Source organism: Mycolicibacterium sichuanense, from assembly GCF_033741125.1.
GTDB lineage: Bacteria > Actinomycetota > Actinomycetes > Mycobacteriales > Mycobacteriaceae > Mycobacterium.
Map to the genome: position 1 here is coordinate 977,642 of NZ_JAWQPU010000001.1, position 26,674 is coordinate 1,004,315.

Annotated in this window: 23 protein-coding genes; 16 read left to right on the forward strand and 7 right to left on the reverse strand. The window is 67.4% G+C overall.

Annotated features, from left to right (window positions below):
• Window positions 1-36: 36 nt before the first annotated feature.
• Window positions 37-1,656: a GGDEF domain-containing protein gene (locus SBI80_RS04790; protein ID WP_318973254.1), complete on the reverse strand. Its 1,620-nt coding sequence runs from the start codon at window positions 1,654-1,656 to the stop codon at window positions 37-39.
• A gap of 220 nt (window positions 1,657-1,876) precedes the next feature.
• On the reverse strand, window positions 1,877-2,740 hold the full coding sequence (locus SBI80_RS04795; RefSeq protein ID WP_318973255.1) for a lysophospholipid acyltransferase family protein: 864 nt from the start codon (window positions 2,738-2,740) through the stop codon (window positions 1,877-1,879).
• A gap of 210 nt (window positions 2,741-2,950) precedes the next feature.
• Between SBI80_RS04795 and SBI80_RS04800 the strand changes: the two genes are divergently transcribed.
• Window positions 2,951-3,376, forward strand: coding sequence for a hypothetical protein (locus tag SBI80_RS04800; protein WP_318973687.1), 426 nt, complete (start codon window positions 2,951-2,953; stop codon window positions 3,374-3,376).
• Here SBI80_RS04800 and SBI80_RS04805 read toward each other — a convergent pair.
• Both SBI80_RS04805 and pknB read right to left on the reverse strand, forming a co-directional pair.
• On the reverse strand, window positions 3,373-6,285 hold the full coding sequence (locus SBI80_RS04805; protein WP_318973688.1) for an MMPL/RND family transporter: 2,913 nt from the start codon (window positions 6,283-6,285) through the stop codon (window positions 3,373-3,375). The two genes, SBI80_RS04800 and SBI80_RS04805, sit on opposite strands and share 4 nt — an antisense overlap.
• A 257-nt stretch (window positions 6,286-6,542) precedes the next feature.
• Window positions 6,543-8,405 (reverse strand): Stk1 family PASTA domain-containing Ser/Thr kinase, encoded by a 1,863-nt coding sequence (gene pknB, locus SBI80_RS04810; RefSeq protein ID WP_318973256.1) that lies wholly within the window; start codon window positions 8,403-8,405, stop codon window positions 6,543-6,545.
• A 544-nt stretch (window positions 8,406-8,949) separates the two neighbouring features.
• On the opposite strand from pknB, the gene SBI80_RS04815 reads away from it, so the two are divergent.
• Genes SBI80_RS04815 through SBI80_RS04835 form a run of 5 tightly spaced genes read left to right on the forward strand, consistent with a single transcriptional unit; the run spans window position 8,950 to window position 15,053 of the window.
• Entirely contained in the window at window positions 8,950-10,065 is a 1,116-nt protein-coding gene (locus tag SBI80_RS04815) for a polyprenyl synthetase family protein (protein ID WP_413232661.1), read from the forward strand.
• Window positions 10,065-11,573: a phytoene desaturase family protein gene (crtI, locus tag SBI80_RS04820; protein WP_318973257.1), complete on the forward strand. Its 1,509-nt coding sequence runs from the start codon at window positions 10,065-10,067 to the stop codon at window positions 11,571-11,573. Before SBI80_RS04815 ends, crtI begins: the two co-directional genes overlap by 1 nt.
• Window positions 11,570-12,523 carry a phytoene/squalene synthase family protein gene (locus SBI80_RS04825; RefSeq protein WP_318973258.1) on the forward strand — a complete coding sequence of 318 codons (954 nt, stop codon included), beginning with the start codon at window positions 11,570-11,572 and terminating at the stop codon, window positions 12,521-12,523. The genes crtI and SBI80_RS04825 overlap by 4 nt, the downstream gene beginning before the upstream one ends.
• Window positions 12,520-14,052 carry an FAD-dependent oxidoreductase gene (locus tag SBI80_RS04830; RefSeq protein ID WP_413232630.1) on the forward strand — a complete coding sequence of 511 codons (1,533 nt, stop codon included), beginning with the start codon at window positions 12,520-12,522 and terminating at the stop codon, window positions 14,050-14,052. The genes SBI80_RS04825 and SBI80_RS04830 overlap by 4 nt, the downstream gene beginning before the upstream one ends.
• Window positions 14,052-15,053: a DUF5914 domain-containing protein gene (locus SBI80_RS04835; RefSeq protein ID WP_318973259.1), complete on the forward strand. Its 1,002-nt coding sequence runs from the start codon at window positions 14,052-14,054 to the stop codon at window positions 15,051-15,053. Before SBI80_RS04830 ends, SBI80_RS04835 begins: the two co-directional genes overlap by 1 nt.
• On the opposite strand, the gene idi is transcribed toward SBI80_RS04835, so the two are convergent.
• The 3 genes from idi to SBI80_RS04850 form a co-directional block, all read right to left on the reverse strand.
• Entirely contained in the window at window positions 15,050-15,595 is a 546-nt protein-coding gene (gene idi, locus SBI80_RS04840; RefSeq protein WP_318973693.1) for an isopentenyl-diphosphate Delta-isomerase, read from the reverse strand. The genes SBI80_RS04835 and idi overlap by 4 nt on opposite strands.
• Window positions 15,596-15,769: 174 nt before the next feature.
• Complete coding sequence (locus tag SBI80_RS04845) at window positions 15,770-16,330, reverse strand: DUF4334 domain-containing protein (protein ID WP_318973260.1); 561 nt, start codon at window positions 16,328-16,330, stop codon at window positions 15,770-15,772.
• 55 nt (window positions 16,331-16,385) lie between these two features.
• Window positions 16,386-17,426, reverse strand: coding sequence for an MBL fold metallo-hydrolase (locus tag SBI80_RS04850; protein ID WP_318973261.1), 1,041 nt, complete (start codon window positions 17,424-17,426; stop codon window positions 16,386-16,388).
• Between the two features lie 264 nt (window positions 17,427-17,690).
• Between SBI80_RS04850 and fabG the strand changes: the two genes are divergently transcribed.
• Genes fabG through SBI80_RS04900 form a run of 10 tightly spaced genes read left to right on the forward strand, consistent with a single transcriptional unit; the run spans window position 17,691 to window position 26,617 of the window.
• Complete coding sequence (gene fabG, locus SBI80_RS04855; protein WP_318973262.1) at window positions 17,691-18,425, forward strand: 3-oxoacyl-ACP reductase FabG; 735 nt, start codon at window positions 17,691-17,693, stop codon at window positions 18,423-18,425.
• The gene (locus SBI80_RS04860; RefSeq protein WP_318973263.1) at window positions 18,422-19,189 is read left to right on the forward strand and encodes an enoyl-CoA hydratase/isomerase family protein; all 768 of its coding nucleotides are present in this window, start codon (window positions 18,422-18,424) and stop codon (window positions 19,187-19,189) included. The genes fabG and SBI80_RS04860 overlap by 4 nt, the downstream gene beginning before the upstream one ends.
• Window positions 19,186-19,986: an enoyl-CoA hydratase/isomerase family protein gene (locus SBI80_RS04865; protein ID WP_318973264.1), complete on the forward strand. Its 801-nt coding sequence runs from the start codon at window positions 19,186-19,188 to the stop codon at window positions 19,984-19,986. The genes SBI80_RS04860 and SBI80_RS04865 overlap by 4 nt, the downstream gene beginning before the upstream one ends.
• A 32-nt stretch (window positions 19,987-20,018) precedes the next feature.
• Window positions 20,019-20,786, forward strand: a complete 768-nt coding sequence (locus SBI80_RS04870) for an enoyl-CoA hydratase/isomerase family protein (protein ID WP_318973694.1) — start codon at window positions 20,019-20,021, stop codon at window positions 20,784-20,786.
• The gene (locus SBI80_RS04875; protein ID WP_413232631.1) at window positions 20,783-22,069 is read left to right on the forward strand and encodes an aromatic ring-hydroxylating oxygenase subunit alpha; all 1,287 of its coding nucleotides are present in this window, start codon (window positions 20,783-20,785) and stop codon (window positions 22,067-22,069) included. The genes SBI80_RS04870 and SBI80_RS04875 overlap by 4 nt, the downstream gene beginning before the upstream one ends.
• Window positions 22,066-22,599 carry an aromatic-ring-hydroxylating dioxygenase subunit beta gene (locus tag SBI80_RS04880; protein ID WP_318973265.1) on the forward strand — a complete coding sequence of 178 codons (534 nt, stop codon included), beginning with the start codon at window positions 22,066-22,068 and terminating at the stop codon, window positions 22,597-22,599. Before SBI80_RS04875 ends, SBI80_RS04880 begins: the two co-directional genes overlap by 4 nt.
• Window positions 22,599-22,850, forward strand: a complete 252-nt coding sequence (locus SBI80_RS04885; protein WP_318973266.1) for a hypothetical protein — start codon at window positions 22,599-22,601, stop codon at window positions 22,848-22,850. Before SBI80_RS04880 ends, SBI80_RS04885 begins: the two co-directional genes overlap by 1 nt.
• Window positions 22,847-24,058 carry an acetyl-CoA C-acetyltransferase gene (locus tag SBI80_RS04890; RefSeq protein WP_318973267.1) on the forward strand — a complete coding sequence of 404 codons (1,212 nt, stop codon included), beginning with the start codon at window positions 22,847-22,849 and terminating at the stop codon, window positions 24,056-24,058. The genes SBI80_RS04885 and SBI80_RS04890 overlap by 4 nt, the downstream gene beginning before the upstream one ends.
• On the forward strand, window positions 24,055-25,428 hold the full coding sequence (locus SBI80_RS04895; protein WP_318973268.1) for an OB-fold domain-containing protein: 1,374 nt from the start codon (window positions 24,055-24,057) through the stop codon (window positions 25,426-25,428). Before SBI80_RS04890 ends, SBI80_RS04895 begins: the two co-directional genes overlap by 4 nt.
• The gene (locus SBI80_RS04900; protein WP_318973269.1) at window positions 25,421-26,617 is read left to right on the forward strand and encodes an acetyl-CoA acetyltransferase; all 1,197 of its coding nucleotides are present in this window, start codon (window positions 25,421-25,423) and stop codon (window positions 26,615-26,617) included. The genes SBI80_RS04895 and SBI80_RS04900 overlap by 8 nt, the downstream gene beginning before the upstream one ends.
• Window positions 26,618-26,674 lie beyond the last annotated feature (57 nt).

Here is a 26,674-nt window from a genome sequence, read left to right on the forward strand (position 1 = left end):
CACTGCGGGCAGGGAGACGTGCTGCGTCGAGCGCGCTCAACCGGCCGATGGACCGTATACGCAGTAGGTCGAAAGTACCTGCAGCAGTGGGCCAATCGGTTCGAGGTGGCGGTACCCCTCGTGGGAGTAGATCTCCAGCAGATACCGGTGGGTGGGGGCGTGGATTCCCACGCCGAGAACCGCCCGGTAGCCGAGGTCAGCCAGCAGCGCGGTCTCGGTGGGCTCCGATCCTTCCAGATCGAGGGCGGCGAGGAAGGTCGAGCCGTCCTCCAGCGCGCGTGCCGTGGCCGGGTAGTCGGCGAGCTGGGCGCCGTACAGGCCGAGATCGGTCAACACGGTGAGACCGGATTCGGGCGTCTTCACGCTGTCCATCTTGCGCGGCGTATGGACGCCCGTGCCGTCGTCGGTGACTACGGAGATCGCCCAGCCCGCCGAACCGATGGCCGCCTGAACCTGCGTGGCCAGGAGCTCCAGGGCGTCGACGTCGGACAGCGGCGCGTTCTCCCGAAGGAGTTGCACCATCACCGCGGCGAGACGATCGGTGCCGCGGTGAGCCTGCGGGTGAAGTCCACGCCGATCGAGACCACCGACGACCGGACGGGTGTAGGCCGTCGTGCTGAAGCGCGCCGGGCCTTGACGCTTGGACTCGAGCAGCGCCGCGTCGGCGGCTGTCAGGAGATCGCGTCCGTTCGTGGTATCGGGACCCGCGGCGGCGGCTCCCCAACAGACACTGACCATGGGCTGCAATGCGTTTCGCATCGTTCGGGTCGCATGATCGGCGAAGTCCTGCGCGGCGGCCAGGGTCGAGTCGGGCAGCAACACGCAGAATTCGTCACCGCCCAACCTGGCGGCGATGGCACCGTCGACCATCTCGGCCTGGCGCTGCAACACCTCGGCGACGTGGCGCAGGAGTTCATCTCCCGCTGGGTGACCGGCGTGGTCGTTGTAGTGTTTGAACCCGTCGAGGTCGCACACCAGCGCCACCAATTTGGTTCCGGTCCAATCGATCTCGGCGAAGTGCTGATCGATGGCACGTCGGTTGGCGACGCCGGTCAACGGATCGCAGAACGCATACTTCCACACCGTGCTCAACAATTCGGAGCGACCGATGGCGACGGCGGTGTGCGCGGCGATGGCCTGCAGCAGCTGCGCGTCGCCGCGGTCGAACCGACGGCCATTCGTCCCGCTGGCCCAGATCTCACCCCACATCGCGTTACCGCACATCACGGGCGCGGCGACTTCGCTCTCCCTGTTCCACGCGCGCAGCAGGTCCCGGCATCGAGCCGGGGCGTTCTCGTCATCGATGGCGTTGGCGTAGGAGCGCCCGTGCTGAAGCAGTTCGGTGACCGTGGGGTCGTCTGCCACCGGGTAACACTCATCCTGTGGCCAGCGATGCTGTCCCGCAGCGAGTTCGCCGACGTTGATCAAGGCGCGCAAGACGCCGTTGTCTCGTTCCCACCGACTGATGGTCAGCGATGACGCATCGAGGGCGATCAGCGCCTGCTCGGCGATGACTTCGAGGACCTCGTCGAAGAACGCCGCGCGGGAGACGGCGCCGGAGATGATGAGCATGGCCTGGAGCACCGGCAGATCCGCGGTCAGATCGGGGACCAGGGACGGATCCGGATCGCCGGGCGGTGGCAGGGCGGTATGCATGCGCGACTCGTATCGCACGCCGCCGTCCGTGCCATCCTGCACCCGATCCCGCCCCACGAAATCCACGGCCGACGACTCGGCCAACGGCCTCCGAGACTACCTGCCCATCCGCGTCGCGCCAGTTGTGAGCTGGGTTGTCTGCTTAACGCCCTTGGCGTCGTCGGTGGGAGCTCAGGACGTGTCGCCGCGGCGCGCACGCGGTTGCTGAACGGCGCGGGGGTTACCCGAGCAGTGGGGTGCGGTCGGCCGTCATCGCGTCGAGCGTTCGTTGCATGGCGTCGTGGACACGGTCGGCGAAGTGGGCGGCATCTTCACCGTCGGCTGCGCGCAGGGGTGCCAGGACACGGGTCACCAGCTTGGAGGGCAGCGGCAGGTAGGGCAGCATGCCGACGGCACCGACGCTGAGTCCCCACGGCAGCGACACGCTGATCGGCGCTGCCTTGACCCGCAGCAGCTTGTCCAGACGAAGCGCGCGGGCCAGGCGTTCTCCGCTGGAGACGACGAAGAGCGACTCTCCCGCGCCGGCGGTGACCATCGGCACGACGGGTACGCCGTTGTCGATGGCCAGGCGGGCGAAGCCGACGCGACCGCCGAACACGATGCGGTTGCGGTCCTCCCACGACTTCGCGGCATCGACGTCACCCCCCGGGAACACCGCGACGTGCTCGCCTCTCGCGAAGGCCTCCTCGGCGGACTGCCGACTGGCCGGTCGCGCTCCGAGGGGCTCGATGAGGGGACCGACACCCAGTGTCCAGGCCAGCTGGTGGGTCAGGATGGTCACCGGCCGGTCGAGCTGCAGGTGGTCCAGGGCGGCCCCCACCGCGAAGACGTTCAGGTCGAAGATGCCACCGAAGCCGTGGTTGGCGACGAACAGCACGGGCTCGGTCAGGGAGCCCTGCTGCGCCATGATCTCGAGGCGGTTGTAGCGACGTACGAATTCGATGCCCAGCTTGCGAAAGGCGAACGCCGCACTCCGCAGGACGTCGGGGGCGGCGTCACCGCCGATGTCGTCTTCGATGGCATCCATGAGCGCGTCCGCGAACTGCTCGACGTCGGCCTGATCCCGCGACTCGGACGTACCCACGAACCCCCCCAGGCGTGCGTTGACTGACGATCGGCTGCGCACCGATGATGCCGCAACCGGGTATCCGGCGAGGCGCTTCCGGGGAATCGTCAGGCCATGCCGACTTCGACGTGCGGTACCGTCTCCGGTAGTCGAGCAGAACGAGGGAGCGGCCAGGTGAAACTCGTCAATCTTGCACCGTGGGGATTCCTCACTGCACTCGCCGCGGTGATGGAATTGTTCTTCGCCGCTTGCGTATTCGTCTACCTCACGCGCCTGGAACGCCGCACCCCGGCCCCGCTGGGCGAGGTGGTGGGTGCGCACAAGGCAGTGCTCGCCAAGCTGCGCAAGCGCGAACCGATGTCGGACGCAGAGGTGGAGTACGCGGCGGAGTTGGTCGCCGACGCCCGCTCGCCGCTCGCGTACGCGATCCCTGCAGCGCTGTTCACCACGGGCTTCTTCTACGTCGTCGGCTGCCTCTACATGCTGCACCGCGACGGTGGTGATCCGTCGTTCCGAACGTTCATCGGGGGCATTCCGATGCTGACGTCGATGAACATCGCCGCGCAGCTGCGCCGGGTGGCGCGGCTCGAGGGCCCACTGCAGCAGGTGGCTTCGCGAACGCCAGACACCGCAGCCGAGCTCGCGACGGCCTAGGCCGGGGCCGGCCGCTCCGGGGTGACGGCGGAGTCCCCGTCCTCCCAGAGCGGTAGTTGCCGCGTCCCTCGATCGATGGATGCGAACGACTTGGGCACCGGGCGGTTGCGCACCCTCAGTGGCCACCAGAACCAGCGTCCGAGCACGGCGGCGATGGCGGGTGTCATGAACGACCGCACGATCAACGTGTCGAACAACAGGCCCAGGGCGATCGTCGTGCCGATCTGCCCCAGGATTCGCAGGTCGGCGAAGACGAACGAGGCCATGGTCGCCGCGAACACCAGCCCGGCGGCCGTCACGACGGCGCCCGAGCCGGCCATCGCGCGGATGATGCCAGTCTTCATGCCCGCGCCGATCTCCTCCTGGAAGCGGGAGATCAGCAGCAGGTTGTAGTCCGATCCCACGGCCAACAGCAGGATGACGGCCAACGCCAGGACGATCCAGTACAAATCGACGCCGAGGATGTCCTGCCAGATCAGCACCGACAGCCCGAACGACGCGCCAAGCGAGAGCGCAACCGTGCCTACGATCACGACCGCGGCCACGATGCTCCTGGTGATGAACATCATGACGAGCAGGATCAGGGTCAGCGCGGCGATGCCGGCGATCAACAGGTCGTAGGTGGCGCCGTCCTGAATGTCCTTGTAGGTGGCGGCCGTTCCAGCGAGGTAGATCTTCGACCCGGCCAGCGGTGTGCCCTTGACCGCCTCCTGGGCCGCGTGCCGGATCCCGTCGATGTGGGAGATGCCCTCCGGCGTCGCGGGATCGCCGTCGTGGGTGATGATCATCTGCGCGGCCTTGCCGTCCGGTGAGAGGAACAGCTTGAGCCCGCGGACGAACTCCGGGTTCGTGAATGCCTCCGGCGGCAGGTAGAAGGAGTCGTCGGTCTTCGACGCGTCGTAGGCCTGACCGAGTGCGGTGGCGTTGTTCAGTGCCGCCTGCGTCTGCTCGTCGATGCCCGCCGTGGTGGCGTAGTTCGTCATGGTCAGGTCGCGGTTGGTCTGCTGATTGGCCAGCTGCGGCGGAATCAGCGCCAGCAGCTTGGGTTGCAGCGCGTCGAGCTTGGCGATGCTGCCCGCCACGTCACCGAGTTGATCGGTCAGCGCGTCGATGCCGTCGAGCGCATCGAAGATCGACCGCAGCGCAGCGCACGCCGGGATGTCGAAACAGTGCGGCTCCCAATAGAAGTAACTGCGCAGCGGCCGGAAGAAGTCGTCGAAGTTGGCGATCTTGTCGCGCAGGTCCTGCGCCGTGGCGACGGTGTCTTGGAACGCCTTGGCCTGCTCGTCGGTGATGGCGCCGGATTGTCGTTGCAACGCATACTGCTGCCGCAGTACGTCGATGCCATCGTTGATCACGTCGACCTGTTTGAGTAGATCGGCAGCGCGGGCCTGCTGGAAGGGCAGGTTGTTGATCTGCGCCGAACTACCCGCGCTGATCTGGAACGGGATCGACGTGTGGTCCAGGGGAGTTCCCAGCGGCCGGGTGATCGACTGCACCTGGGCGATGCCGTCCGTGTGGAAGATCGCCTTCGCGACGCGTTCGAGCAGGATCATGTCCGTGGAATTGCGCAGGTCGTGATCGGTCTCGATCATCAGTAGTTCCGGGTTGAGCCGGGCTTGGGAGAAATGGCGCTCGGCCGCCGCGTAACCCACGTTCGCCGGAGCGGTGGCCGGCATGTAGGGGCGGGCGTCGTAGCTGGTCTCGTATCCGGGCAGGGCCAGCAGGCCGATGAGAGCGACGCCGATGGTGGTGAGCAGGATCGGCACCGGCCAGCGCACGATCGCGGTCCCGATGCGCCGCCAGCCCCTAGTGCGCATCGGGCGAGCCGGCTCGAACAGGCCGAAGTGGCGGCCGATGCTCAGCAGCGCCGGAGCGAGGCTCAGCGCAGCCACCACCGCGACGAGCACGCCGGCCGCCGCGGGAACGCCAAGGCTGTTGAAGTACGGCAGTCGGGTGAAGGTCAGGCAGAACACCGCGCCGGCGATCGTCAGGCCCGAGCCGAGGATGATGTGGGCGGTGCCGCGGTACATCGTCCCGAACGCAGTCACACGATCCTCGCCGACATGGCGAGCCTCGTGGAAGCGGCCAAGCAGGAAGATCGCATAGTCCGTCCCGGCGGCGATCACCAGCAACGTCAGCAGATTGGTCGAATACGTCGAGAGCTGGATGATCCCGGCATTCGCCAGCACGGCGACCACGCCGCGCGACGCGGTCAACTCGATCATCACCGTGAAGATGACGAGGAACACCGTCGTCAACCGCCGGTACAGGGAGAACAGCATCACCGCGATGACCCCGATGGTGATCAGGGTCGTCTTCAGCGTGCCCTGCCTGCCCACCTCGAATTGGTCGGTGACCAGCGGCGCCGCCCCGGTGACGTAGGCCTTTACCCCCGGGGGCGGGGTCGAATCGTTGACGATCCTTCGGATGGAGTCGACGGATTGGTTGGACAGCGACTCGCCCTGATTGCCGGCGAGATACACCTGCAGCAAGGCGGCCTTGCCGTCGTTGCTCTGTGACCCGGCCGCCGTCAGTGGGTCGCCCCAGAAGTCCTGGATGTGCTCGACGTGGGTGGTGTCCTTGGCGAGGGCTTGGACCAGACCGTCGTAGTAGTGGTGCGCGTCGGCGCCGAGGGGTTTCTGACCCTCCAGCACGATCATCGCCGCGCTATCGGAGTCGAATTGCTGAAACACCTTGCCGATGCGCTTGCTGGCCTGAAGGGAGGGCGCGTCCTGGGGGCTCAGCGACACGTTGTGTTCCTCGGCGACGTGCTCCAGCTGCGGGACGAACACGTTCGTCACCACGGCGAGGCCCAGCCAGAACAAGGCGATCAACACCGAGAAGCGACGGATGGCATCGGCGATGCGATCGGTGAGCGTGGGGCGGCCGGCGTGGTTCGCGCTCATCGGGACCAGCCCGAGACGGGTGGCATCGCGAAGTGCCCAGGTGGCAGGCGAGAAGACCACCGCGGCATCCGTGACCCCTTCGGCGAGTTGCGACGGGCAGCGGGGCGATGTCCGGTCCCGATGGCAAACCACCCCATGTCAATTTGGTTGACAGTACGATACGACACCGGACATCGCAACGAGTGCACCCGGTCACCTGTGATGTTGCTGGACAACGCCATTGGCGCCGGCCGAGACGGCGAGTTCGGCGATCGCGGTCAGGACCCGTAGCCCAGCACGATGGTGCCGTCACGGTTGACGGTCGTGCCTGCCGGCGGGGTCTGACGCACGACGCGGTTGCGGTCCGCGTCGCCTCCTGGCACGTCACCGCCGTTCAGCAGTGGCCCCACGTGGCCGAGGCCCTGCAGGTAGGGAACGACGTCGACGTAGGTCATCCCCGCCAGGTTCGGCACCACGATCTGGTTGCCCTCGGACACCCGCAGCGTGACAGCGGATCGAATCGAAACGTCCACTCCAGCAGGAGGATCGGTCGATATGACGTCACCGCGTGGATGGGTGCTGTCCACCGATGTCCGCAGGACCACCCGGAATCCGGCGGCGTACAGACTTCGTGAGGCTTGATCGGCCGGCTGGTCGGACACGTCCGGGATCCGCCGGCGCTCTGGGCCCGTGCTGACTTCGACGGTGACGTCGGCCTCGAGCGGCCAGGGTCGGCCGGCCGAGGGAATGGTGGCGACCACCATGCTGCGAGGCACCGTCGCCGAGGCGACCGGCAGCTGGGTGACGTGTCCGAACCGGCCGTCGGTGAGCCTGCGTACGCAGTCGTCGGCGGTCAGGTTGGAGCAGTCCGGCACCTCTCCCTGCTCGGGCCCGGAGGACACGTTCAGCGTGATCATGTCACCGCCTGCCAACGCCGTGTTGGCTCCGGGGCTGGTGTCGATGACGTGCCCACTCGGCACGTCGGCATCGGGTTCGACCATGGGACCGCGGATCTCGAAACCCAGGGTCTGAAGCGCTGCGACCGCGTCCTGCTGGCTTCGTCCGCGAAGGTCGGGAACTCGCACCGCACGGTTGCCGTTGCCGAAGGCGCCCATGGCGGCAGTGACCGCGAACGCCAGCACTCCCACCAGGGCCGCCGCCGACAACCATCGAAGCGCCGGCACCGCGCGACGGGACTTCGTCACCGACCGGCTCGCGCCCTTGGTCTGCCAGTCGAGCCGTGACGAGGCCAGCAGATCGGTGCGTTCGGCGTCGGTGAACACCTTGGGTGCCTCGGGCACCTCGCCCCGGATGATCCGAAGCAGGTCCGCTCGCAATTGAGCGGCGCTCTGGTATCGGTTCTCGGGATTCTTCGCCAGCCCCTTCAGTACGACCGCGTCCAACTCCGGCGAGATGTCGCCGTGGCATCGCGACGGTGGTCGAGGATCCTCGCGCACGTGCTGGTAGATGACGGCGACGGGGGAGTCGCCCTCGAAGGGCGGCTGGCCGGTGAGTGCCTCGTAGAGCACGCAGCTCAGGGAGTAGACGTCGGAGCGGGCGTCCACGTTCTCACCGCGGGCCTGCTCCGGGGACAGATAGTGGGCCGTGCCGAGGATGGCCGCCGTTTGGGTCAGCCGCTGGCCGGTGTCGGTCAGGGTGCGGGCGATGCCGAAGTCCATCACCTTGATTGCCCCCGACGTGTCGATCATGATGTTGGCGGGTTTGACGTCCCGGTGGATGGTGCCGTGCTGGTGGCTGAATTCCAGTGCCTGACAGACGTCGGCGACGATTTCGACGGCGCGGTGCGCGACGATGGGTCCGTCGTGTTGCACCACGTGTCGCAGGGTGACGCCGTCGACGTACTCCATGACGATGTAGGGCAGGGGCCCGCTGACGGTGTCCTTCGTGCCGGTGTCGTAGACCGCGACGATGGCGGGGTGGTTCAGCGCTGCGGCGTGCTGTGCTTCGCGGCGGAACCTTAGGTAGCAGTCGGGGTCCCTGGCCCAGTCCGCGCGCAACACCTTGACGGCGACGTCGCGGTGCAGACGCAGGTCGCGCGCGAGGTAGACCTCCGACATCCCGCCGAAGCCAAGGACGTCCCCGAGCTCATAGCGGTCGGAGAGGTGCCGAGGAATCGTCATCGCGCCGAGGCCGAGAGCGTCTCCGTGGTGTTGGGGGCGCTCGTCGCCGTCGTGGTCCTCGTGGTCCTCGTGGTCATGGTGCAGTTCCCATCCGTCTACGTCGCGGACCCGGCACCGAACGGGAGGGCATCGTGGTCGAGCCGCATCCCGGGCCCGGCGATCCGCGCGTACTGCCCGTTCGCGTCGCGTACGCCAACTCGTGTGCTCGGTCGGCGGGGACGACGCGTTGAGCCCGCACCAAGGGGCAGCGCAGCCTCTCCTGGCGCACGAACGCCAGTTCAGGGCTGATCGCCAGCCCCTCGGGCAGGTACCAACTTCGTGGTATTCATCGCGCCAACTCGCCCGATCGTTACTTCGAGCGCGGGTCGAATGAATCTTCGCCGCCGTCAACCCAACCAACGGCACCTCGGCTCCGAATGACAGACGGAAGTTTGGGACACCTTCCTGGAAGGAAGGTGTGCCCTGACGAGACGGACTGGACAGAGTGCACCGAGGAGCGTGAATGGCGATACCGGAGACCATGCCGCCTGGGATGCCGCCTGGGATGCCGACCGTGACCACGCATCGCCGTCCCCTGGGGCACCGAGGTCAACCGCGCGTCGGGGCGGCGTCGCACTGGCTGGTCGACGTGCGGACGGCCATTCGCGCGCATCTCACCGAGTGCGTCGCCCAGCAGTGCGTCGTGGACCTGCAGGGCACCGGGGTCGACGTCGCGGGCGAGGTGTTGTCGGGCTTCCTGGACGGCGGCAAGTACGTGCGCTCGACCTTCATGTATCTGGGCTGGTCATGCGGGGCGCAGGAGGACGAAGCAGCGCTTCGTGCCTCGGCGAGCCTGGAACTCCTGCACGCGTTCGCGCTGCTGCAGGACGACGTGATGGACGAGGCGGCCATGCGCCGGGGTCGGCCATCGGCTCACGTGGCGTTCGCCCGGTGGCATCGGGAGCGCGGGCTGAGGGGATCGTCGGATAGGTTCGGTGAGTCGGCGGCGACACTGCTGGGGGACCTGTGCCTGGTGTGGGCCGCGAAGATGCTGAGGGAGAGCGGCGTCGGTGAGGGGGCTCTGGCACGGACATGGCCTCGCTACGACCAAATGCGCATCGAATTGGCCGTCGGTCAATTCGCGGACCTGGTGAACGACTCCGGAACATTTCCGACCTTCGACGAAGTGCTCGACGTGCTCAGGCGGAAATCGGGTAACTACACCGTACGGCGGCCGTTGGAGATCGGAGGGGTGATGGCGGGGTGCGAACAACGGGTGATCGACGCCCTCGGCGGCTATGGCACTGCCATCGGTGAGGCGTTCCAGCTGCGCGACGATCTGCTTGGCATCTCTGGTTCGCCGACGGTCACCGGCAAGTCCGTCGGCATCGACCTGACCGCGCGCAAGGCCACCAGCGTGGTCGTCGCCGCGCATCGGCTCGCCGAACCCCGTCTCCGCCGGCAACTCGACGACCTGATGCGGGCGCCCACGCTGGAACCCGCCGACGCCGAGCTCTGGCGGTCGCTGATCTTCGCCACCGGAGCGGTGCAGTGGATCGAGGAACGCATCGCCGACCGGTTGGCGCGGGCGATGCGCTGCCTGGACGGAATCGAGATTTCGCACGACACCCACGCGGCACTGCGAGACATGGCCGTCGTCTGTACCGAAAGGGCCGCGTGATGCGCACCGTCAAGGGAAGAACCGATCGGGTCGTCGTCGTGGGCGCCGGACTGTCCGGATTGTCGGCGGCGATGCAACTCGCCGGCCGCGGGCTGAACGTCACCGTCGTCGAGCGGGGCGACGATCCCGGTGGCCGGGTCGGGCGGGCAGACGTGGCCGGCTACCGGCTCGATACCGGGCCCACCGTGCTGACCATGCCCGACATCATCGACGATGCGTTCGCCGCGCTCGGGGAGAAGCTGACCGACCGCCTCGAACTGCTGCCGGTGCACCCGGCCTACAACGCAAGGTTCGCCGATGGGGCGACCTTGCGGGTGCACACCGAGCCCGCAGCGATGGTCGCCGAGATCGAGGCGTTCGCGGGACGCCAGGAGGCCGAGGCCTACCTGAGGTTGCGGGACTGGTTGACCAAGCTCTACCGCACCGAGTTCGACGGCTTCATCGGAGCCAACTTCGACTCGCCGTTGTCATTGCTGACCCCACAGCTTGCGCAGCTGGTGGCCTTGGGCGGATTCCGGCGCTGGGAGAACGTGATTCGGCGTTTCCTCAGTGACGAGCGGCTGCTGCGGGTGTTCACCTTCCAGGCCCTCTACGCCGGCGTCCCACCGCAGAGCGCGCTGGCCGTCTATGCGGTCATCGCCTACATGGACACCGTCGCGGGCGTCTACTTCCCCAAGGGCGGCATGCGCGCGCTACCCGACGCGATGGCTGCCGCCGCATCGGACGCTGGAGTCGAGTTCGTCTACGGGGCAACCGTTTCCGAGCTCGTCCGGAGCGGATCGCGGGTGACCGCGGTGGCCACGACACAGGGCCACCGCATTCCGACCGATGCCGTCATCCTCACCACCGAGCTTCCGGACACCTATCGCCTCCTGGGCCGCACGCCACGGCGCCCGCTGCGGCTGCGGCCGGCTCCCTCGGCGGTCGTCGCGCACGTTGGTTGCCCGGCCGTCGACGCCGCCGTCGGGCATCACACCATCCTGTTCGGCGATGCTTGGGAGCAGACCTTCACCGACATCATCGACGACGGACGCGTGATGGGAGACCCGTCACTTCTGGTGACCCGTCCGACGGCAGGTGATCGCAGCCTCGCGCCGCCTGGCCGCGACCTGCTCTACGTATTGGCACCTGCCCCCAACACGGAGGTGGGTACCGTGGACTGGGACGCCGCCGGGCCGACCTACGTCGAGCAGATGCTCGGCACCGTCACCAAACGGCTGCCCGCGCTCGGTGACGACCTGGAGGTGTTGTCCGTGGTGACACCTGCCGACTGGGGCCGCCAGGGCATGGCGGCCGGCACCCCCTTCGCCCTTGCGCACACCTTCGGCCAGACCGGGCCGTTCCGGCCCGCGAACACGGTGCGCGGTATCGACAACGTGGTCCTGGCTGGTTCATCGACGGTGCCGGGGGTCGGTGTGCCCACCGCGATCATGTCCGGCAGGCTCGCCGCGGATCGGATCACCGGGGTCACGGTGAGCCGGCCCGCGCGGGAGGTGTTGCCGCGATGATCGGATCGGAACTCGATGCCGCCGGTGTCCGCGATCCGTCGCTGCGGGAGGCATACCGGCGTTGCCGCGAGATCAATGCGCGCGACGGCAAGACGTTCTATGCGGCGACACGGTTGTTGGCGCCCAGTCAGCGACCCGCCGTGCACGCGCTCTACGGGTTCGCCCGCCGCGCCGACGACATCCTCGACGAGTTCGACGACACCCGTGGCAACGAGCAGCGTGCCGAGCAGCTCCAACGGTTCTCCACCCATCTGTTCGATAGTCTGCGGGCGAACGAGCCCTGTGCCGACGACCCGACGTTGACCGCGGTGGTGCATACGGCACGGCGCTACGACATCGAGTGGGATCTGTTCGACGACTTCCTCGCGTCGATGCGAATGGATCTGACCGTCTCGGACTACCCGAATCGTGCCGCGCTGGAGCGTTACATGTATGGCTCGGCGGAAGTCATTGGGCTGCAACTGCTTCCGATTCTCGGTACGGTGGGTCCCCGCGAGGATGCCGCGCCGCACGCCGCTGCTCTTGGAAAGGCCTTCCAGCTCACCAACTTCCTGCGCGACGTCGACGAGGACCTGCGTCGTGGCCGGGTCTACCTGCCGGCCGACGAACTCGCCGCCCACGACGTGGACCGCGACCTGCTGACCTGGTGTCAGGACAACCGGCGGACCGAACCACGCGTGCGCCGCGCTCTGGCGGAGCAGCACGCCATCGCACGTCGGGTGTATGCCCAGGCGTGGCCCGGCATCGAGCTGCTCGAGCCCATCTCTCGTCCGTGCGTCACCGCCGCGTTGACGCTGTACTCGGAGATTCTGGACCGGATCGAGGACGTGGACTTCGAGATCTTCGGCCGCCGCGCCTCCGTCGGACGGGTCAGGCGACTTACGGTCGCCGGAACGGGTCTGGCCAAGGCGTGGGCTGCGCGCATGCGCCACGGAAGACGGCGCGTGTGAGCATCCAGCCCGACCGCCTGCGTGCGTCGATACCACCGACCGGGGGAGCCGACGATGCCCGCGCTCTCGAACGGGTCCCGCGGGTCGTCGTCGTGGGTGGTGGCATCGCCGGTCTGGCCGCTGCCGCGGGGTTGAGCGAGCGGGGTGTCGGCGTCGACGTCGTCGAAGCCTGCGATTACCTCGGTGGTCGCGTTGGCGGTTGGTCCGACACCCTCGTCGACGGCTCCGAGACGGCGATGAACCGGGGTTTCCACGCCTTCTTCCGTCAGTACTACAACCTTAGGGCGTTGCTGCGCCGTGCAGACCCGCACCTGTCCGCGCTGACCCCGGTCGACGACTATCCTCTGATCGACGCCCTTGGCCGGCACGACACGTTCCGCGGACTGCCTCGCACGCCACCGCTGAACGCGCTGGCATTCGCATTGCGCAGCCCCACCTTTCGGCTGCGTGACTTGGTCAGGCTCAACGCCAAGGCCGCCGCGCCGCTGGCCGCCGCGTCGGTGCCCGGCACGTACGCCGACCTCGACGACACGGACGCCGAGTCGTTCCTGCAGGACATCAACTTCCCCGCAGCGGCGCGGCATCTCGCGTTCGAGGTATTCGCTCGCAGCTTCTTCGCCAAGCCCCGGTATCTCTCGGCGGCCGAACTCGTCACGATGTTCCACATCTACTTCCTCGGCTCGAGCGAGGGGCTGATCTTCGACGTCGCGAACGCCAACTTCGACGTCGCACTGTGGAATCCGCTGCGAAGGTATCTGGAGGGCAACGGTGTTCGATTCCACACCGGAACGTCGGTCGAGGGCTTGACGATGGGCTCCTACATCGGGGTCGCATGCGGGTCGGGTGCGGATCTGGTGGCGGACGCCGTGGTGCTGGCCACCGACGTCGCCGGCTTGCGGGACGTCGTGGCCGGCTCACCCGGCCTCGGGGACGCCGCCTGGCGCGAGCGGATCGCCGGCCTAGGCACCGCGTCGCCCTTCGTCGTGCTGAGGCTCTGGCTCGACCGTCCGGTGCTCGACGAGCGCGCCGCGTTCGTCGGTACGGGGGGCCGTTCTCCGTTGGACAATGTCAGCGTGTTGGAACGGTACGAGCGTGAAGCGGCCCTGTGGGCTGCGCGTACGGGAGGTTCGGTGGTGGAACTGCATGCCTATTCGGTGACCGAGGCCGACGACGTCGTGCGTGATGCGCTGGTGGCGCGGATGCACGAGCTGTATCCCGAGACGGCAGACGCGAAGATCGTGGACGAACGCCTGGTGCGCCGCGGCGACTGTCCGCGTTTCGCGCCGGGTGACTTCGCCCGACGCCCCACCGTCCGCACCCCCGATCCGCGAGTGATGCTGGCCGGCGACGGGATTCGCATCGATCTGCCCGTCGCGCTGATGGAACGCGCCGCCACCACCGGGTGGACCGCGGCCAACGAATTGCTCGGCGGTTTCGGACTGCGCGGGCATGAACTGCACACCGTGCCCAATCATGGAAGGTCGTCGGTGCTGCGCAAGCTGGCAACGCGCGCCGGGGGTGAGCGCTGATGAGCCCGTTGTCCGAGATCCGGGCCAAAGCGGCCAAGGCCTGGCCGTTCACCGTCCTACCGCGCGAGGATTGGGCCGCCCAGAAGCCCAGCTATGGGCAGGCCAACCCGGCGGTGATTCGAGCCGCCCTCGAGCGGGCCCAGCGTCGCCCGACGGGCAACTGGTATCCCTTCGCGGAGAGCTCGACGATCACCACCGACAGCGTGGGTACCTCGGTCGCCGGGGTGCCGATCGTCGCGTGGCGGGGTGACCGTGGGCAACTGCTGACCGCGCCGCGCGCGTGTCCCCATCTGGGCGCGGACCTCGCCACCGCCCCCGTCGAGTGCGGGGCGCTGGTGTGCCCGTGGCATGGCCTGCGGTTGTCGACTCGGCGCCACGGCGCCTGGCAACCCTTCCCGAGCCACGACGACGGCGTGCTGTGCTGGGTCCGGTTGGATGCCGCAGGCGGGGAGACGCCGACGGATGCCCCCATCGGGTCCGTGCGTCCGGGGCAACCACAGCTGGCGGCGGTCACCAGGCTCGAAGGAATCTGCGAGCCGTGCGACGTCGTGGCCAACAGGCTGGATCCCTGGCACGGCGCGTGGTTTCACCCGCATTCGTTCACCAAGCTCGAAGTGCTGAGCGCGCCACCGGCAGACGCGGACTTGCCCGAGGACCAGGACCGCTTCCTGGTGGCGGTGACCTTCCGGATGGGTCGGCTCGGCGTGCCGGTCATCGCCGAGTTCACCGCGCCGGGTCCCCGCACGGTCGTGATGCACATCATCGAGGGCGAAGGTCAGGGTAGTGTCGTCGAAACTCACGCCACGCCAATCGGATTGGGTCGTGACGGACTACCAAGGACGGCTGTCGTCGAGGCCACGATCGCACATTCGAATCGACCGAACTTCGGCAAGGGTCTGGTCGCGGCCCCGCTGATCAGACCGTTGATGAGACGATCGGCGACCCGCCTGTGGCGCGAAGACCTCGCCTACGCCGAGCGACTGTACGAGCTGAGGTCCTAGCTGCGTCGTCCGAGGCCTGCGGCTTGCAGAAGCGGGATCTGCTCGACGGCCCACGGGCTGATCGCCCAGCCCGATTGCGCCACCGCGCACAGCTCGTCCCAGGGCACCCACGCGGAGTCCATCACCTCGGACGGGTCGGCGTCGACGGTCCCGACGGCGCGACCGAAGAACACCGGGCAGACCTCGTTCTCCACCACGCCGTCAGAGGCGACGGCGTGGTAGCGGAACCGAGGAAGCGCACACTGCAGGTCGATGATCTCGACGCCCAGTTCCTGTCGGCCGCGGCGCACGACGGCGTCGTCGACGGATTCGTGCGGGCTGGGGTGACCGCAGAACGAATTGCTCCAAACCCCCGGGAAGGTGCGCTTGTCCAACGCCCGCCGGGTCACCAGGACTCGGCCCGCATCGTCGAACAGGTAGCAGGAGAAGGCCAGGTGCAGCGGGGTGTCACGGTGGTGCACGGTTGACTTGGGCGCCGAGCCGATGTTGCGACCGTCGTCGTCGAGGAGGACGACGAGCTCGGGATCGGACTGCGGGTTCATTGGCACCACCAGGACTGTTGCGGAGACGGACGGGACGACGTTGACCTCATGCTAGGTAGCGATTCGGAACCGCGGCGGGTTTGGATGGTCCCGGGTCCAGTTTCGTTACCCGTCGTCTTCCCTGCCGAGCCGCACTGAAACGCGCGAGGTCGACCCAGGTGGGTGGGAGACCGGCTACCGGACGGGCAATGAATCGTCGCGGCGCAAGACGAAGAAGTACGGCCGGCTGATGCCCCGCAGATCCATTGCCCCCAACACCGTCTCGTCATCGACTCGATGGAAGACGTCGTTGATGGGGAGTTGGTCGTAGATCATCGTCGCGCTGTCCACGCCCCGGTAGCGCGTCGTACGCAAGCGGGCCTTGGGTCCGCGGGCGCGCAGCACCGGCGCGAGCCGGCTGATGACGCCGGCGAGGTTGCGGTTTCGCAGGGCCGGGATCCTGGTGCTCGCGCCGAGCCCGGCGAAGCCGAGCACGGGGTTCAGCGGCCACAGGGCACGGCCGTCGGAGGTGGGGAACAACAGCGGATGGACGGTCTCGGCGTCCACGAAGGCCTTGCCCCACCAGCCGCTGACCGACAGCAAACCGTCGAGGGGATGACCCGTCGGCAGTTCGGTGCCATGCCAGGTGCCGATCATGGATTCTGGCTGCACCGCAGACAGCGCGTCGAAGTACGCCAGGGCGTCGGTGGTCGTGGTAGGGGCGTCGTGAGGCAGGACGTCTTCGAGCGCGAGCATGCCACGACCATACTTGACACCTGTCAAGTCTGGCTAGTGCGCCGTTGCCAAATGGTCAGACCGCGTTCGCGGCGACGACGTAGCGGTTGATCGTCGAGGACTGCGCGCGCTGTAGCACTCCGCGCGTCACCAGGAGTTCCAGGTGCGCCAACATCTCGAGGACGGCCGTCATACCGTGCACGGGCCCGAGTTCGTCGACGGTGCGTTCGTGCCGGGTCCACCGCATCTGGCGGGCGACCTCGTGGGCGGTGGAGCTGCCCGCCGCCACCAGATCACGCGCCTGGTCGAGGCGCTGGCCGTGGTGCTCGAGCAGAGCCTTGGCTCGCGTCTTGACACTGGCGGCGACATCGCCGTGGGAGGGCAGCATCGAGGAGTCCGGGAGGCCCAGGAAGAGTCGCAGCGACGCGAGATAGGACCGCAGCGGAAACGCCTCGGGCGCCCGCTCCAGGGCGATCGACGGGGTGATCCGGGGCAGGATGTGGTCACCGGTGAACGTCAGACCGGCGGCCCGGTCTTCGTAGACGACGTGACCCCGAGTGTGGCCCGGCGTCGACCGGGCGACCAGATCGATGCCTCCGCAATCGATGTGCTGTCCGTCTTCGACCCATGCATCGGGGTGGCCGAACGGAACGTCTCGTTCGACGGCGTCGAGAGGCAGCTTGGCGATGATCTGCGCGAGCTCGGCGGCTCCGGCCGCGACCAGCAGCCGTGCCTGCGCGGGATAGACGACGTCGTGCTCGTCGAACGCCTCGATCGAGTGCCGCTCTCCGTGGCCGATCATGACTGTGGTGCCATATTGGCGCTGCCACTGGATGGCCCGCGAGTAGTGATCCCAGTGATGGTGGGTGACGACGATTCTCTTGACGTCCCAGGGGGTGAAGCCGAGGTCGCCGAGGGCATCCACGAGCACCGTCTCACTTGGCTCGTCGGCCCAGCCCGAGTCGACCAGCGTGACCCCGTCATCACCCAGGATGGCGTAGACGTTCACCGCCTGCAGATCCCGAAGCGGCAGGGGCAGCTGGATTCTCGCGACATGCGGTGGCAGATCATCCGCCTTCGGAGCATCGCGGTCGTCGGCCAGACGGTGCTTCGACATCTTCGCCAATCCCCAGCCTCGACGGTAAAGCCGCAATTTAACACATGCTAAAAACTCCCAGACGCCGCCGGGTGCCGTGCACAGGTGCGGGACTTGCCGATCGCCGGGCGGAATCCGGCAGTGGGTTGGGACGGTGCGATCCGGTGGAAGTCTGCGAGCCGGCTGACCGGCGATCTGCCCACGTCGGAGGCGGTTGAATCGATCGATGCGGTAGTTTAATATTGATTAGAATTTACTCCCGTCTCGGTTGGAGCTCAGAGCCCAATGGTAGAAACCTTGCTTGCCGATCGCGTCGCCATCGTCACCGGGGCCGGTCGAGGCATCGGCCTGGAGATCGCCAGGACGCTGCACGCGCACGGCGCACGGGTGGTCCTGGTCGATCTCGACGGTGACGCGGCCAAGGCTGCCGCCGACGAGGTCGATGGCCTCGGTTTGGCGTGTGACGTCACGTCCGAGGAACAGATGAAGGCGGTCGTCCGCGACACCGTGGGCCAGTTCGGTCGCCTCGACGTGTTCGTCAACAACGCCGGCATCACCAGGGACGCCTCGCTGAAGAAGATGACGGTCGACCAGTTCGACGCGGTCATCACCGTGCATCTGCGCGGCACGTGGCTCGGGGTGCGCGAGGCGTCGGCGGTGATGCGCGAAGCGCAGACGGGAAGCATCGTCAACATCTCGTCCCTGTCGGGCAAGTCCGGCAATCCCGGCCAGACCAACTACAGCGCCGCCAAGGCCGGCATCGTCGGACTGACCAAGGCCGCCGCCAAGGAACTGGCCCACCACAACGTCAGGGTGAATGCGGTGCAACCCGGTTTGATCCGCACCCCGATGACCGAGGCCATGCCCCCGGAGGTGTTCGCCGAGCGTGAGGCCAACGTTCCGATGAAGCGCGCCGGGGAACCGGAGGAGGTGGCCGGTGCGGTCGTCTTCCTGGCTTCGGATCTGTCGAGCTACGTCACCGGCACGGTCATCGAGGTCGGCGGAGGCCGATACATATGACACCGGTAGCGGTCCGCGCTGAAGCCGGCATCGGTCGCATCACCCTCGACCGCCCGGACCAGCTCAACGCCATCGACGTCGAACTGGGTACGGAACTGCAGCGGGCAATCCGGCGACTGGGCGATGACCCAACGGTCAATGTCATCCTCATTCGGGGAGCAGGCGGAAACTTTTGTGCAGGAGGAGACTTCGGTGAGGTCGAGCGGCTTCGCGAGCAGGGTCCCGATGCGCTGCGCACGTTGTTCGTGGCCTTCCGCGGCGCCTGCGACGCGATCGCCGACGTCGAGGTTCCCGTCGTGGTCGCGGTGGAGGGCGTCGCGGCGGCCGGTGGTTTCGAGCTCGTGCAGGCCGCCGACATCGTGCTCGTCAGCGACGACGCGCGGATCGCGGACAACCACGTCCGATTCGGCATGATCCCCGGTGGCGGCAGCACCCAACGATTGCCACGGCTGGTCGGTTCTCAGCAGGCCATGGGGTTGTTGCTCAGTGGTGACCGCCTCTCCGGTGCCGATGCCGTCCGGTTGGGTCTTGCCTACCGCAGCTTCCCGCAAGCCGAATTCAACCGCGCCACCGAACGATTCGTCACCACCATGGCCGGTCGTGAGCGTAGTGCCCTGGTGGCGATCAAGCGACTGGTCGGCACCGGTGTGCACAAGTCGCTCGCTGCCGGACTGGACGACGAACTCGACGCGGTCGTGAGTCACATCAGCCACGGAGCCGGGCGCAACGGCGCATCGGCGTTCAGCAGACGAGGAGCACAGTGACGACCTTCAGTGCCACCACACCCATCGCGCTCGACGTGGATGGAGGTGTCGCCCGGCTAAGGCTGAACCGTCCCGAAGTGTCCAACGGACTGAACGTCGAGCTGCTCAAGTCCCTGCACGACGCCATCCTGGCCTGCCATGCAGATCCGAGGGTTCGCGTCGTCCTGCTCACGGGTGAGGGCCGAAACTTCTGCGCCGGCGGAGACATTCACACATTCGAGTCCAAGGGCGCCGGTCTGCCCGACTATCTGCGCGAGGCGACGGCGTGGCTGCAGCTGGCTTCCGCGGCGCTGATCCAGCTGCGGGTGCCCGTGGTCACCGCGGTACAGGGTTTCGCCGCCGGCGGTGGGGGATTGGGCCTCGTGTGCGCCTCCGACATCGTCATCGCGGCCGAATCGGCGAAGTTCTTCTCCGGCGCGGTCCGGGTGGGCATGGCCCCCGACGGCGGGGTGTCGGTGACGCTCACCCAACTGGTCGGGTTGCGGCAGGCGCTGCGGATCGTCTTGACCAACCCGACGCTGACCGCCGCGGATGCGATGCAGATCGGACTCGTCACCGAGGTGGCTGCCGACGAGGCGCTGCTGGCCCGTGCCGACGAGGTGGCTGCCCAGCTCGTCGAGCTGCCCGCCCAGGCGCTCTCGGCCAGCAAGCGACTGGTGTGGAACGGCGTCGGTGCATCGGTGGAGCAACGGCTGGCCGAGGAAGCTCGCACCGTCTCCGAACTCTCCGGCACCCCCGATGCGCTCGAGGGGTTGCGTGCCGTCATCGAGCGCCGGGCGCCAAGGTTCCAGAAGTGACGACCACGTCGGCCCCCCTGGTGCTGACCGAGATGGTCGGTGCCGTTGCGATGGTGACGCTCAATCGCCCCGACAAGCTGAACGCGATCGACATCCCGCTGCGGTTGGCCTTGGCCGATGCGATCGTGGCCGTCAACGCGGACCCGAGCGTGCGCGCGATCGTCCTGACCGGTGCCGGCCGGGCATTCTGCTCGGGCGGGGACATCGAATCGATGCAGCGGATGGGCACCGAGGAGGCGTTGGAACGCGCGAACCTGGCACAGCGGGTCATCCGGGCGATCTGGAGCACCGGCAAGCCCGTCGTCGCGGCCGTCGAAGGAGCCGCATTCGGCGCCGGGACTGCGCTTGCGGCAGCGTGCGACCGTGTGGTGGCAGCGCGGGACGCCCGGTTCGCGACGACGTTCACCAAGGTTGGGCTCGCCGGGGACATGGGTGCCTACGTGTCACTGCCGACTCGGGTCGGGATCGCGCGGGCTCGCCAGATGTTGCTGCTGCCCAGCACGATCGGAGCGCAGGAGGCACTGGACATCGGCCTCGTCGACGCGGTCGTGGAGACCGGAACGGCGCGGGCCGCAGCGCTGGACGATGCGACGCGACTGGCCACTGGTCCCGCCGAAGCGCTTGCCGTCGTGAAGTCGCTGCTTGCGCAGGCATCGGTTTCGTCGCCGTTCACCATGCTCGACCGGGAAGCCGCCGAGCAGGCCGTGCTCTTCGGCAGCGACGACTTCGTCGAGGGAATCACCGCGTTTCGGGAACGGCGTCCCGCCGTCTTCGGCACCAAGGAAGGAGTTGAGGAATGACTTCAGGACTCACGGGGATCATCCCCCAAGACGTTGGTGCGCGGGGCGTTAGCCGGGTGGCGCCACTGATTCAACGAGACAAGGTGCACGCATCGCTGTACACCGACCCGGCGATCTTCGCCGAGGAGCTGACCAAGATCTGGTATCGCACCTGGGTCTTCGTCGGGCACCAGAGTGAAGTCAGTCAGCCCGGCGACTACGTGCGCAAGAAGCTGGGTCTGCAGGACGTGATCATGACCCGCGATCGCGACGGCGAGATCCACCTGCTGCTGAATCGGTGCGCACACCGCGGCAACCAGGTGTGCGACGACGCCAAGGGCAACTCGTCGACCTTCCGCTGCCCGCTGCACGGGTGGACTTTCCGCAACACCGGTGAGCTCATCGGCTTCCCCTTCTACAAGGGTTACGGCACCCGCAAGCTCGAACTCTCGATGGGTCGCGTCCCGCGGGTCCAGTCCTACCAGGGCTTCGTCTTCGGCAGCTTCGCCGAGGACGGCCCGTCGCTGGTGGAGCATCTCGGCGCGGCCGCCGGCGAGATCGATCGGTTGGTGCGTCTCTCACCGGAGGGGCGCGTCGAATTGACGGCGGGCTGGCTCGGCCACGAGACATCCGCGAACTGGAAGCTGTTGGCGGAGAACGAGACCGATGGCTATCACCCACAGTTCGTGCACGGGTCGATCTTCGGCGTCACCGGCAGCACCATCGCACCGCTGTACAGCGACGCCTCGACCGCCGTCACCCGCGACCTGGGCAACGGCCATAGCGAGAACGACCTGCGGCCGGAGTTCCGGAAGTTCGGCGAGCCGATGCGCTGGTTCGGCACCACCGAGGCACGGGTGCCGGACTACGTCGCGGCGATGCGGGCACTGCACGGTCAAGCCGCCGAGCAGATCCTCATCGAGGGTGCACCGCACGTCATGGTCTTCCCCAACCTGTTCATCGCCGAGATCCAGGTGTTCAACATCCAGCCCGTTGCCTTCAACCAGTGCACGCAGTACTCCACTGCGGTCCAGCTGGTGGGCGCGCCCGAGCTGAACAAGCGGATGGTGTCCCAGTGCGTCGGCTCGGTAGGGCCCGCCGGCATGCTGCTGGCCGACGACACCGAGATGTACGAGCGCAATCAGCTGGGTCTGCAAGCGCGCCAACCGGAATGGCTGGAGATACGCCGCGGCTTGCAGCGCGAACGGACCGACGACGACGGCTACACCATCGGTGGAGCAACGGACGAAACCGGCATGCGCGGCTTCTGGTCGCACTACGCATCGTTGATGGAGGTGCAATGACCAGCGCAGTAGACACGACCGACGAGCTGACGGCGGTACCCGAGGAATTCGACGTCCGCGAGGTGGAGCAGTTCCTGTTCCGGGAGGCGCGCTTCGCCGACGAGAGCGACTACGACTCGTGGGAGGCATTGTGGACCGACGACGCGCTGTATTGGGTCCCGGCCGGTAACGACGGTCCGGATCCGCTGCAGGTCATGTCGGTCTACTACGACAACCGCAGCCGAATCTCGACGCGGCTCAAGCAATTACGGACCGGTCGACGGTATGCGCAGGCGCCGCCATCGAACCTCCGACGCCTGATTTCGAATGTCGAACTGCTCGGTGGACGGGCGGTCGCCGGTGGTGGGGTTGACTTGGAAGTGGGAGCCAATTTCGTGGTCTTCGAATCCCACGAACGCGCCGACCGCGCGTGGGCCGGACGGGTAACCTACCGACTGCGCCGGGTCGACGGAGCACTCCGGTTGTCGTACAAGAAGGTGGTCCTGGTGAACAAGGACAAGCCGATCCCGACGCTGGGGTTCTTGATCTGATGTCCATCGAGTTCAGCGGTGAGGCTCCCCTCGAGGTGCCGGGTGTCGGACCCGTGGTGGAAAGCGAATTCGCCCAGGTATCGGTCAACGTCGACGATGCGGGCAACTCGCCGCGGCTTCGACTCGAAGACCTCCGGACCGGGCGGGTGCGCTATCTGGATGCCCTGGAACTGGAGACCATCGTCTGGCTGCCCGAGGGCAAGATGACGCAGCTGCTCGACCCCTCCTCCGACCGTTGGCGCGGCGAATGAGGCGCGCAGCGATCGTCGCCCCGGTGCGCACCGCCGTCGGCACCTTCGGCGGTAGCCTACGACCGCTGCGTGCCGAGGACCTCGCCGCCAAGGTGGTCGAGGCCACGGTGCAACGCAGTGGGGTCGATCCGGAACGCATCGAGGACGTGGTCTTCGCACAGTCCTACGCCAATTCCGAGGCCCCGTGCATTGGACGCTGGGTGGCGCTGCACGCCAACCTTCCGGTGACGGTGCCGGGTCTGCAGATCGACCGCCGCTGCGGCGGCGGGTTGCAGGCGGTCATCACCGCGGCGATGACGGTGCAGACGGGCGCTGCCGACGTCGTGATCGCCGGCGGCGTTGAGTCGATGAGCAACATCGAACACTACACCACCACCGCCCGCTGGGGTGCCCGCTCGGGCAACCAGATGCTCTACGACCGACTCGATCGCGGCCGCGAAAGGTCGCAACCAGCATGGCGTTTCGGTGAGATCAGCGGGATGATCGAAACCGCCGAGAATCTGGCCGGCGACTACGGCATCGACCGTGAGGCCGCCGACGCCTTCGCCGCGCGCAGCCACCAGCGGGCAGCTGCTGCCGCGGCCGCGGGCGCCTTCGATGCCGAACTCGTCGCCGTCGAGGTTCCGCAGCGCAAGGGTGAGCCCGTCGTCTTCGACCGAGACGAGGGCATCCGCCCCGACACCACGGCGGAGTCGTTGGCGGAGTTACGCACGATCATGCCCGGGGGCACGGTCACAGCTGGCAACTCCAGCCAGCAGAACGATGCCGCCGCCGCATGTCTCGTCGTGGCGGAGGACAAGCTCGACGAGTTCGGCCTGGAGCCCATCGGGTACCTGGAGGGCTGGGCCGCAATGGGTTGCGAGCCGTCGCGGATGGGTATCGGTCCGGTCGGCGCGGTGGAGAAGCTGTTCGGCAAGACGGGATTTGGCTTCGACGATCTGTCCCTGATCGAGCTCAACGAAGCCTTCGCGGTGCAGGTGCTCGCGGTGCTGTCCGGCTGGGGCGTCAAGCTCGCCGACGTCGACGACCGGCTCAACGTCAACGGTTCCGGCATCTCCCTTGGTCATCCGATCGGAGCCACCGGGGTTCGGATCCTCACCACGATGCTGCACGAACTGCAGACCCGAGGCGGGGGATTGGCCTTGGAGACCATGTGCATCGGCGGCGGACAGGGTATCGCTGCCCTGTTCCGGGGGGTGGGCCGGTGACGGCGTCCCTGCTTTCCTACGCCTCCTACCTTCCTCGGCACCGGTTGAGCGGACCTGAGATCGGGCTGCGTCGTGGTGATCGGGTGGTGGCCGGCTACGACGAGGACAGCACGACGATGGCCGTCGCTGCGGCGGCCCGGGCCCTTCGTGGCCAGGCACCACCGTTCGACCTGTACTTCGCCACCAGCAGTCCGGCGTATGCCGACAAGACGAACGCCTCGACCATTCACGCCGCCCTCGGGTTACCACCGGCGGTGTTCGCGGCCGATCTGGGCGGTACGGGCCGCAGTGGGATCGCCGCGTGGCGTGCGGCCGCCGCCTCCGGGGGGCTCGCCGTGACCGCCGACGTTCGCGTTGGGCGGCCCGGGTCACCCGACGAACGTCTCGGTGGTGACGGTGCCGCGGCCCTGTTGTTCGGTGAGGGACCTGGAATCGCCAACATTCTGGCGAGAACGTCGCACACCGCCGAATTCCTCGATCGGTGGCGATCGCCACGGTCGGTCACCGGTGAGCTGTGGGAGGAGCGCTTCGGAGCGGACAGGTACGCCGCGCTGATCCGCACCTCGGTCGATGCGATCCTCGACGAGAGTGGGGTGGCCGACGTCGATCACGTCGTGATGGCCTGCCCCAACAGTGCAATCCTCAAGCGGGTTGCCACACTGGTCAAGGCGCAGAAGAGCGCCAGCACCTCGCTGGCCGGCTTCTCCGGAACCGCAGACGCCGGAATCGGGCTGGCGGCGGTGCTCGACGTCGCCGAACCGAACGAGACGATCCTGGTCATCTCGGCATTCGACGGCTGCGACGCGGTGTTGCTGCGCACGACCGCCGAGCTGCCAGGCAATCGCCAGGCCACCCCGGTCGCCGAACAGCGTTCCGGGGGGACCGTGGTCCCACACCTGACCTACCTGTCCTGGCACGGACTCGTCGAGCTGGAGCCACCGCGCCGTCCCGAGCCGGATCGCCCGGCCGCGCCGCCCTCTGCCCGCGCTGGCGACTGGAAGTTCGGACTCACGGGAAGTGTTTGCCGGCGCTGTGGTTTCGTGCATCTCCCGCCGCTGCGGGTGTGCCGCGCCTGTGGAGCCACCGACGAGATGGACGCAGCGCCCGTCGGGGCAATGAACGCCACCGTCGTGACCTACACCGTGGACCACCTCGCCTATTCGCCCTCACCGCCCATGATTCAAGCGGTGCTCGACGTCGATGGCGGGGGCCGATGCACCGTCGAAGTCACCGACAGCGAGCCAGGGGAACCGCGTGTCGGGGCCCGGGTCGCGTTCACGTTCCGACGCCTGTTCACCTCGGGGGGCGTGCACGACTACTTCTGGAAGTCGCAACTGCTCGACGACGACGAATCGGGGAACGATGGCTAGCCGCGGGATCACCGACAAGGTCGCAGTCGTGAGCATGGGATGCACGCGATTCGGCGAACGCTGGGATAGTTCGACCGAGGACTTGATCCTCGAGGCGTTCGGCGAGTGCATGGCAGCGACGCCGAACATCGACAAGAGCGACATCGATGCGTACTGGCTGGGAACGCTGGGTTCCGGACAATCCGGCCTCACACTGAGCCGCGCGATCTCGACCGACGACAAACCCGTGACACGGGTCGAGAATTACTGCGCCACGGGTTCGGAGGCCTTCCGCAACGCCTGTTACGGGGTGGCCTCGGGTGCCTACGACGTGGTGATGGCCGTCGGCGTAGAGAAGCTCAAGGACTCGGGCTTCTCGGGTTTGATGCGCAGCGATCCGCCCGGCGACGGCACGTCACCGGACTTGTCCATGACGGCGCCCGCGGCGTTTTCGCTGCTGGATCCCGCGTACTGCGCCAAGCACGGCGTGCATCCCGACGAGATGCGGGCGGCCATGACACACGTGGCCTGGAAGAACCACGACAATGGTTCGCATAATCCCAAGGCGCAGTTTCGTTCACGGGTCGAACCGGAGACGATCGAGAACGCTGCCAAGGTTGCCGGCCGGCTCGGCGTGTTCGACTGCTCCGGGGTGTCCGATGGAGCGGCATGTGCCCTCATCGTTCCCGCTGAGCGGGCGCTGGATTACACCGACACGCCGATGTACGTCAAGGGTCTGTCGCTGGTGGCCGGGTCGACGCGCGGTTCGATGGATCCTGGATTCGACTACACCACCTTTCCCGAGGTGGTGCGTGCTGCGCGAGATGCATACGGCCAAGCAGGAATCGACGATCCGCGTTCCGAACTCTCGATGGCCGAGGTGCACGATTGCTTCACGCCCACCGAGATCGTGCTGATGGAGGACCTCGGATTCTCCGATGACGGCCAAGGATGGAAGGACGTGCTAGGCGGCGACTTCGACGCCGGGGGGCGCCTGCCCGTCAACCCAGACGGTGGCCTGAAGTCCTTCGGACATCCCGTTGGTGCCAGCGGTCTTCGTATGCTCTACGAGGCATGGCTGCAGTTCCGCGGCGCCGCAGGGGACCGCCAACTGCCCGATCCACGTACTGCATTGACGCACAACCTCGGAGGTCGTCCGGGTGGTTGCGTGTCCTTCGTGTCGATCGTGGGGCGCGAACTTGGTCGCTGACGGGCCGCCCTTGCGAGGTGTCACCGGTTCCCATTCGTATGACTCAGTGGAGTACGG

Bases quoted from the DNA above. Each gene is read 5' to 3' on its own strand.
- SBI80_RS04790 (WP_318973254.1), bottom strand. From the start codon at position 1,656: ATGCATACCGCCCTGCCACCGCCCGGCGATCCGGATCCGTCCCTGGTC.
- SBI80_RS04800 (WP_318973687.1), top strand. From the start codon at position 2,951: ATGGAATTGTTCTTCGCCGCTTGCGTATTCGTCTACCTCACGCGCCTG.
- SBI80_RS04805 (WP_318973688.1), bottom strand. From the start codon at position 6,285: ATGAGCGCGAACCACGCCGGCCGCCCCACGCTCACCGATCGCATCGCC.
- pknB (WP_318973256.1), bottom strand. From the start codon at position 8,405: ATGACGATTCCTCGGCACCTCTCCGACCGCTATGAGCTCGGGGACGTC.
- SBI80_RS04815 (WP_413232661.1), top strand. From the start codon at position 8,950: ATGCCGACCGTGACCACGCATCGCCGTCCCCTGGGGCACCGAGGTCAA.
- crtI (WP_318973257.1), top strand. From the start codon at position 10,065: ATGCGCACCGTCAAGGGAAGAACCGATCGGGTCGTCGTCGTGGGCGCC.
- SBI80_RS04825 (WP_318973258.1), top strand. From the start codon at position 11,570: ATGATCGGATCGGAACTCGATGCCGCCGGTGTCCGCGATCCGTCGCTG.
- SBI80_RS04835 (WP_318973259.1), top strand. From the start codon at position 14,052: ATGAGCCCGTTGTCCGAGATCCGGGCCAAAGCGGCCAAGGCCTGGCCG.
- idi (WP_318973693.1), bottom strand. From the start codon at position 15,595: ATGAACCCGCAGTCCGATCCCGAGCTCGTCGTCCTCCTCGACGACGAC.
- SBI80_RS04845 (WP_318973260.1), bottom strand. From the start codon at position 16,330: ATGCTCGCGCTCGAAGACGTCCTGCCTCACGACGCCCCTACCACGACC.
- SBI80_RS04850 (WP_318973261.1), bottom strand. From the start codon at position 17,426: ATGTCGAAGCACCGTCTGGCCGACGACCGCGATGCTCCGAAGGCGGAT.
- fabG (WP_318973262.1), top strand. From the start codon at position 17,691: ATGGTAGAAACCTTGCTTGCCGATCGCGTCGCCATCGTCACCGGGGCC.
- SBI80_RS04860 (WP_318973263.1), top strand. From the start codon at position 18,422: ATGACACCGGTAGCGGTCCGCGCTGAAGCCGGCATCGGTCGCATCACC.
- SBI80_RS04870 (WP_318973694.1), top strand. From the start codon at position 20,019: ATGGTCGGTGCCGTTGCGATGGTGACGCTCAATCGCCCCGACAAGCTG.
- SBI80_RS04875 (WP_413232631.1), top strand. From the start codon at position 20,783: ATGACTTCAGGACTCACGGGGATCATCCCCCAAGACGTTGGTGCGCGG.
- SBI80_RS04880 (WP_318973265.1), top strand. From the start codon at position 22,066: ATGACCAGCGCAGTAGACACGACCGACGAGCTGACGGCGGTACCCGAG.
- SBI80_RS04885 (WP_318973266.1), top strand. From the start codon at position 22,599: ATGTCCATCGAGTTCAGCGGTGAGGCTCCCCTCGAGGTGCCGGGTGTC.
- SBI80_RS04890 (WP_318973267.1), top strand. From the start codon at position 22,847: ATGAGGCGCGCAGCGATCGTCGCCCCGGTGCGCACCGCCGTCGGCACC.
- SBI80_RS04900 (WP_318973269.1), top strand. From the start codon at position 25,421: ATGGCTAGCCGCGGGATCACCGACAAGGTCGCAGTCGTGAGCATGGGA.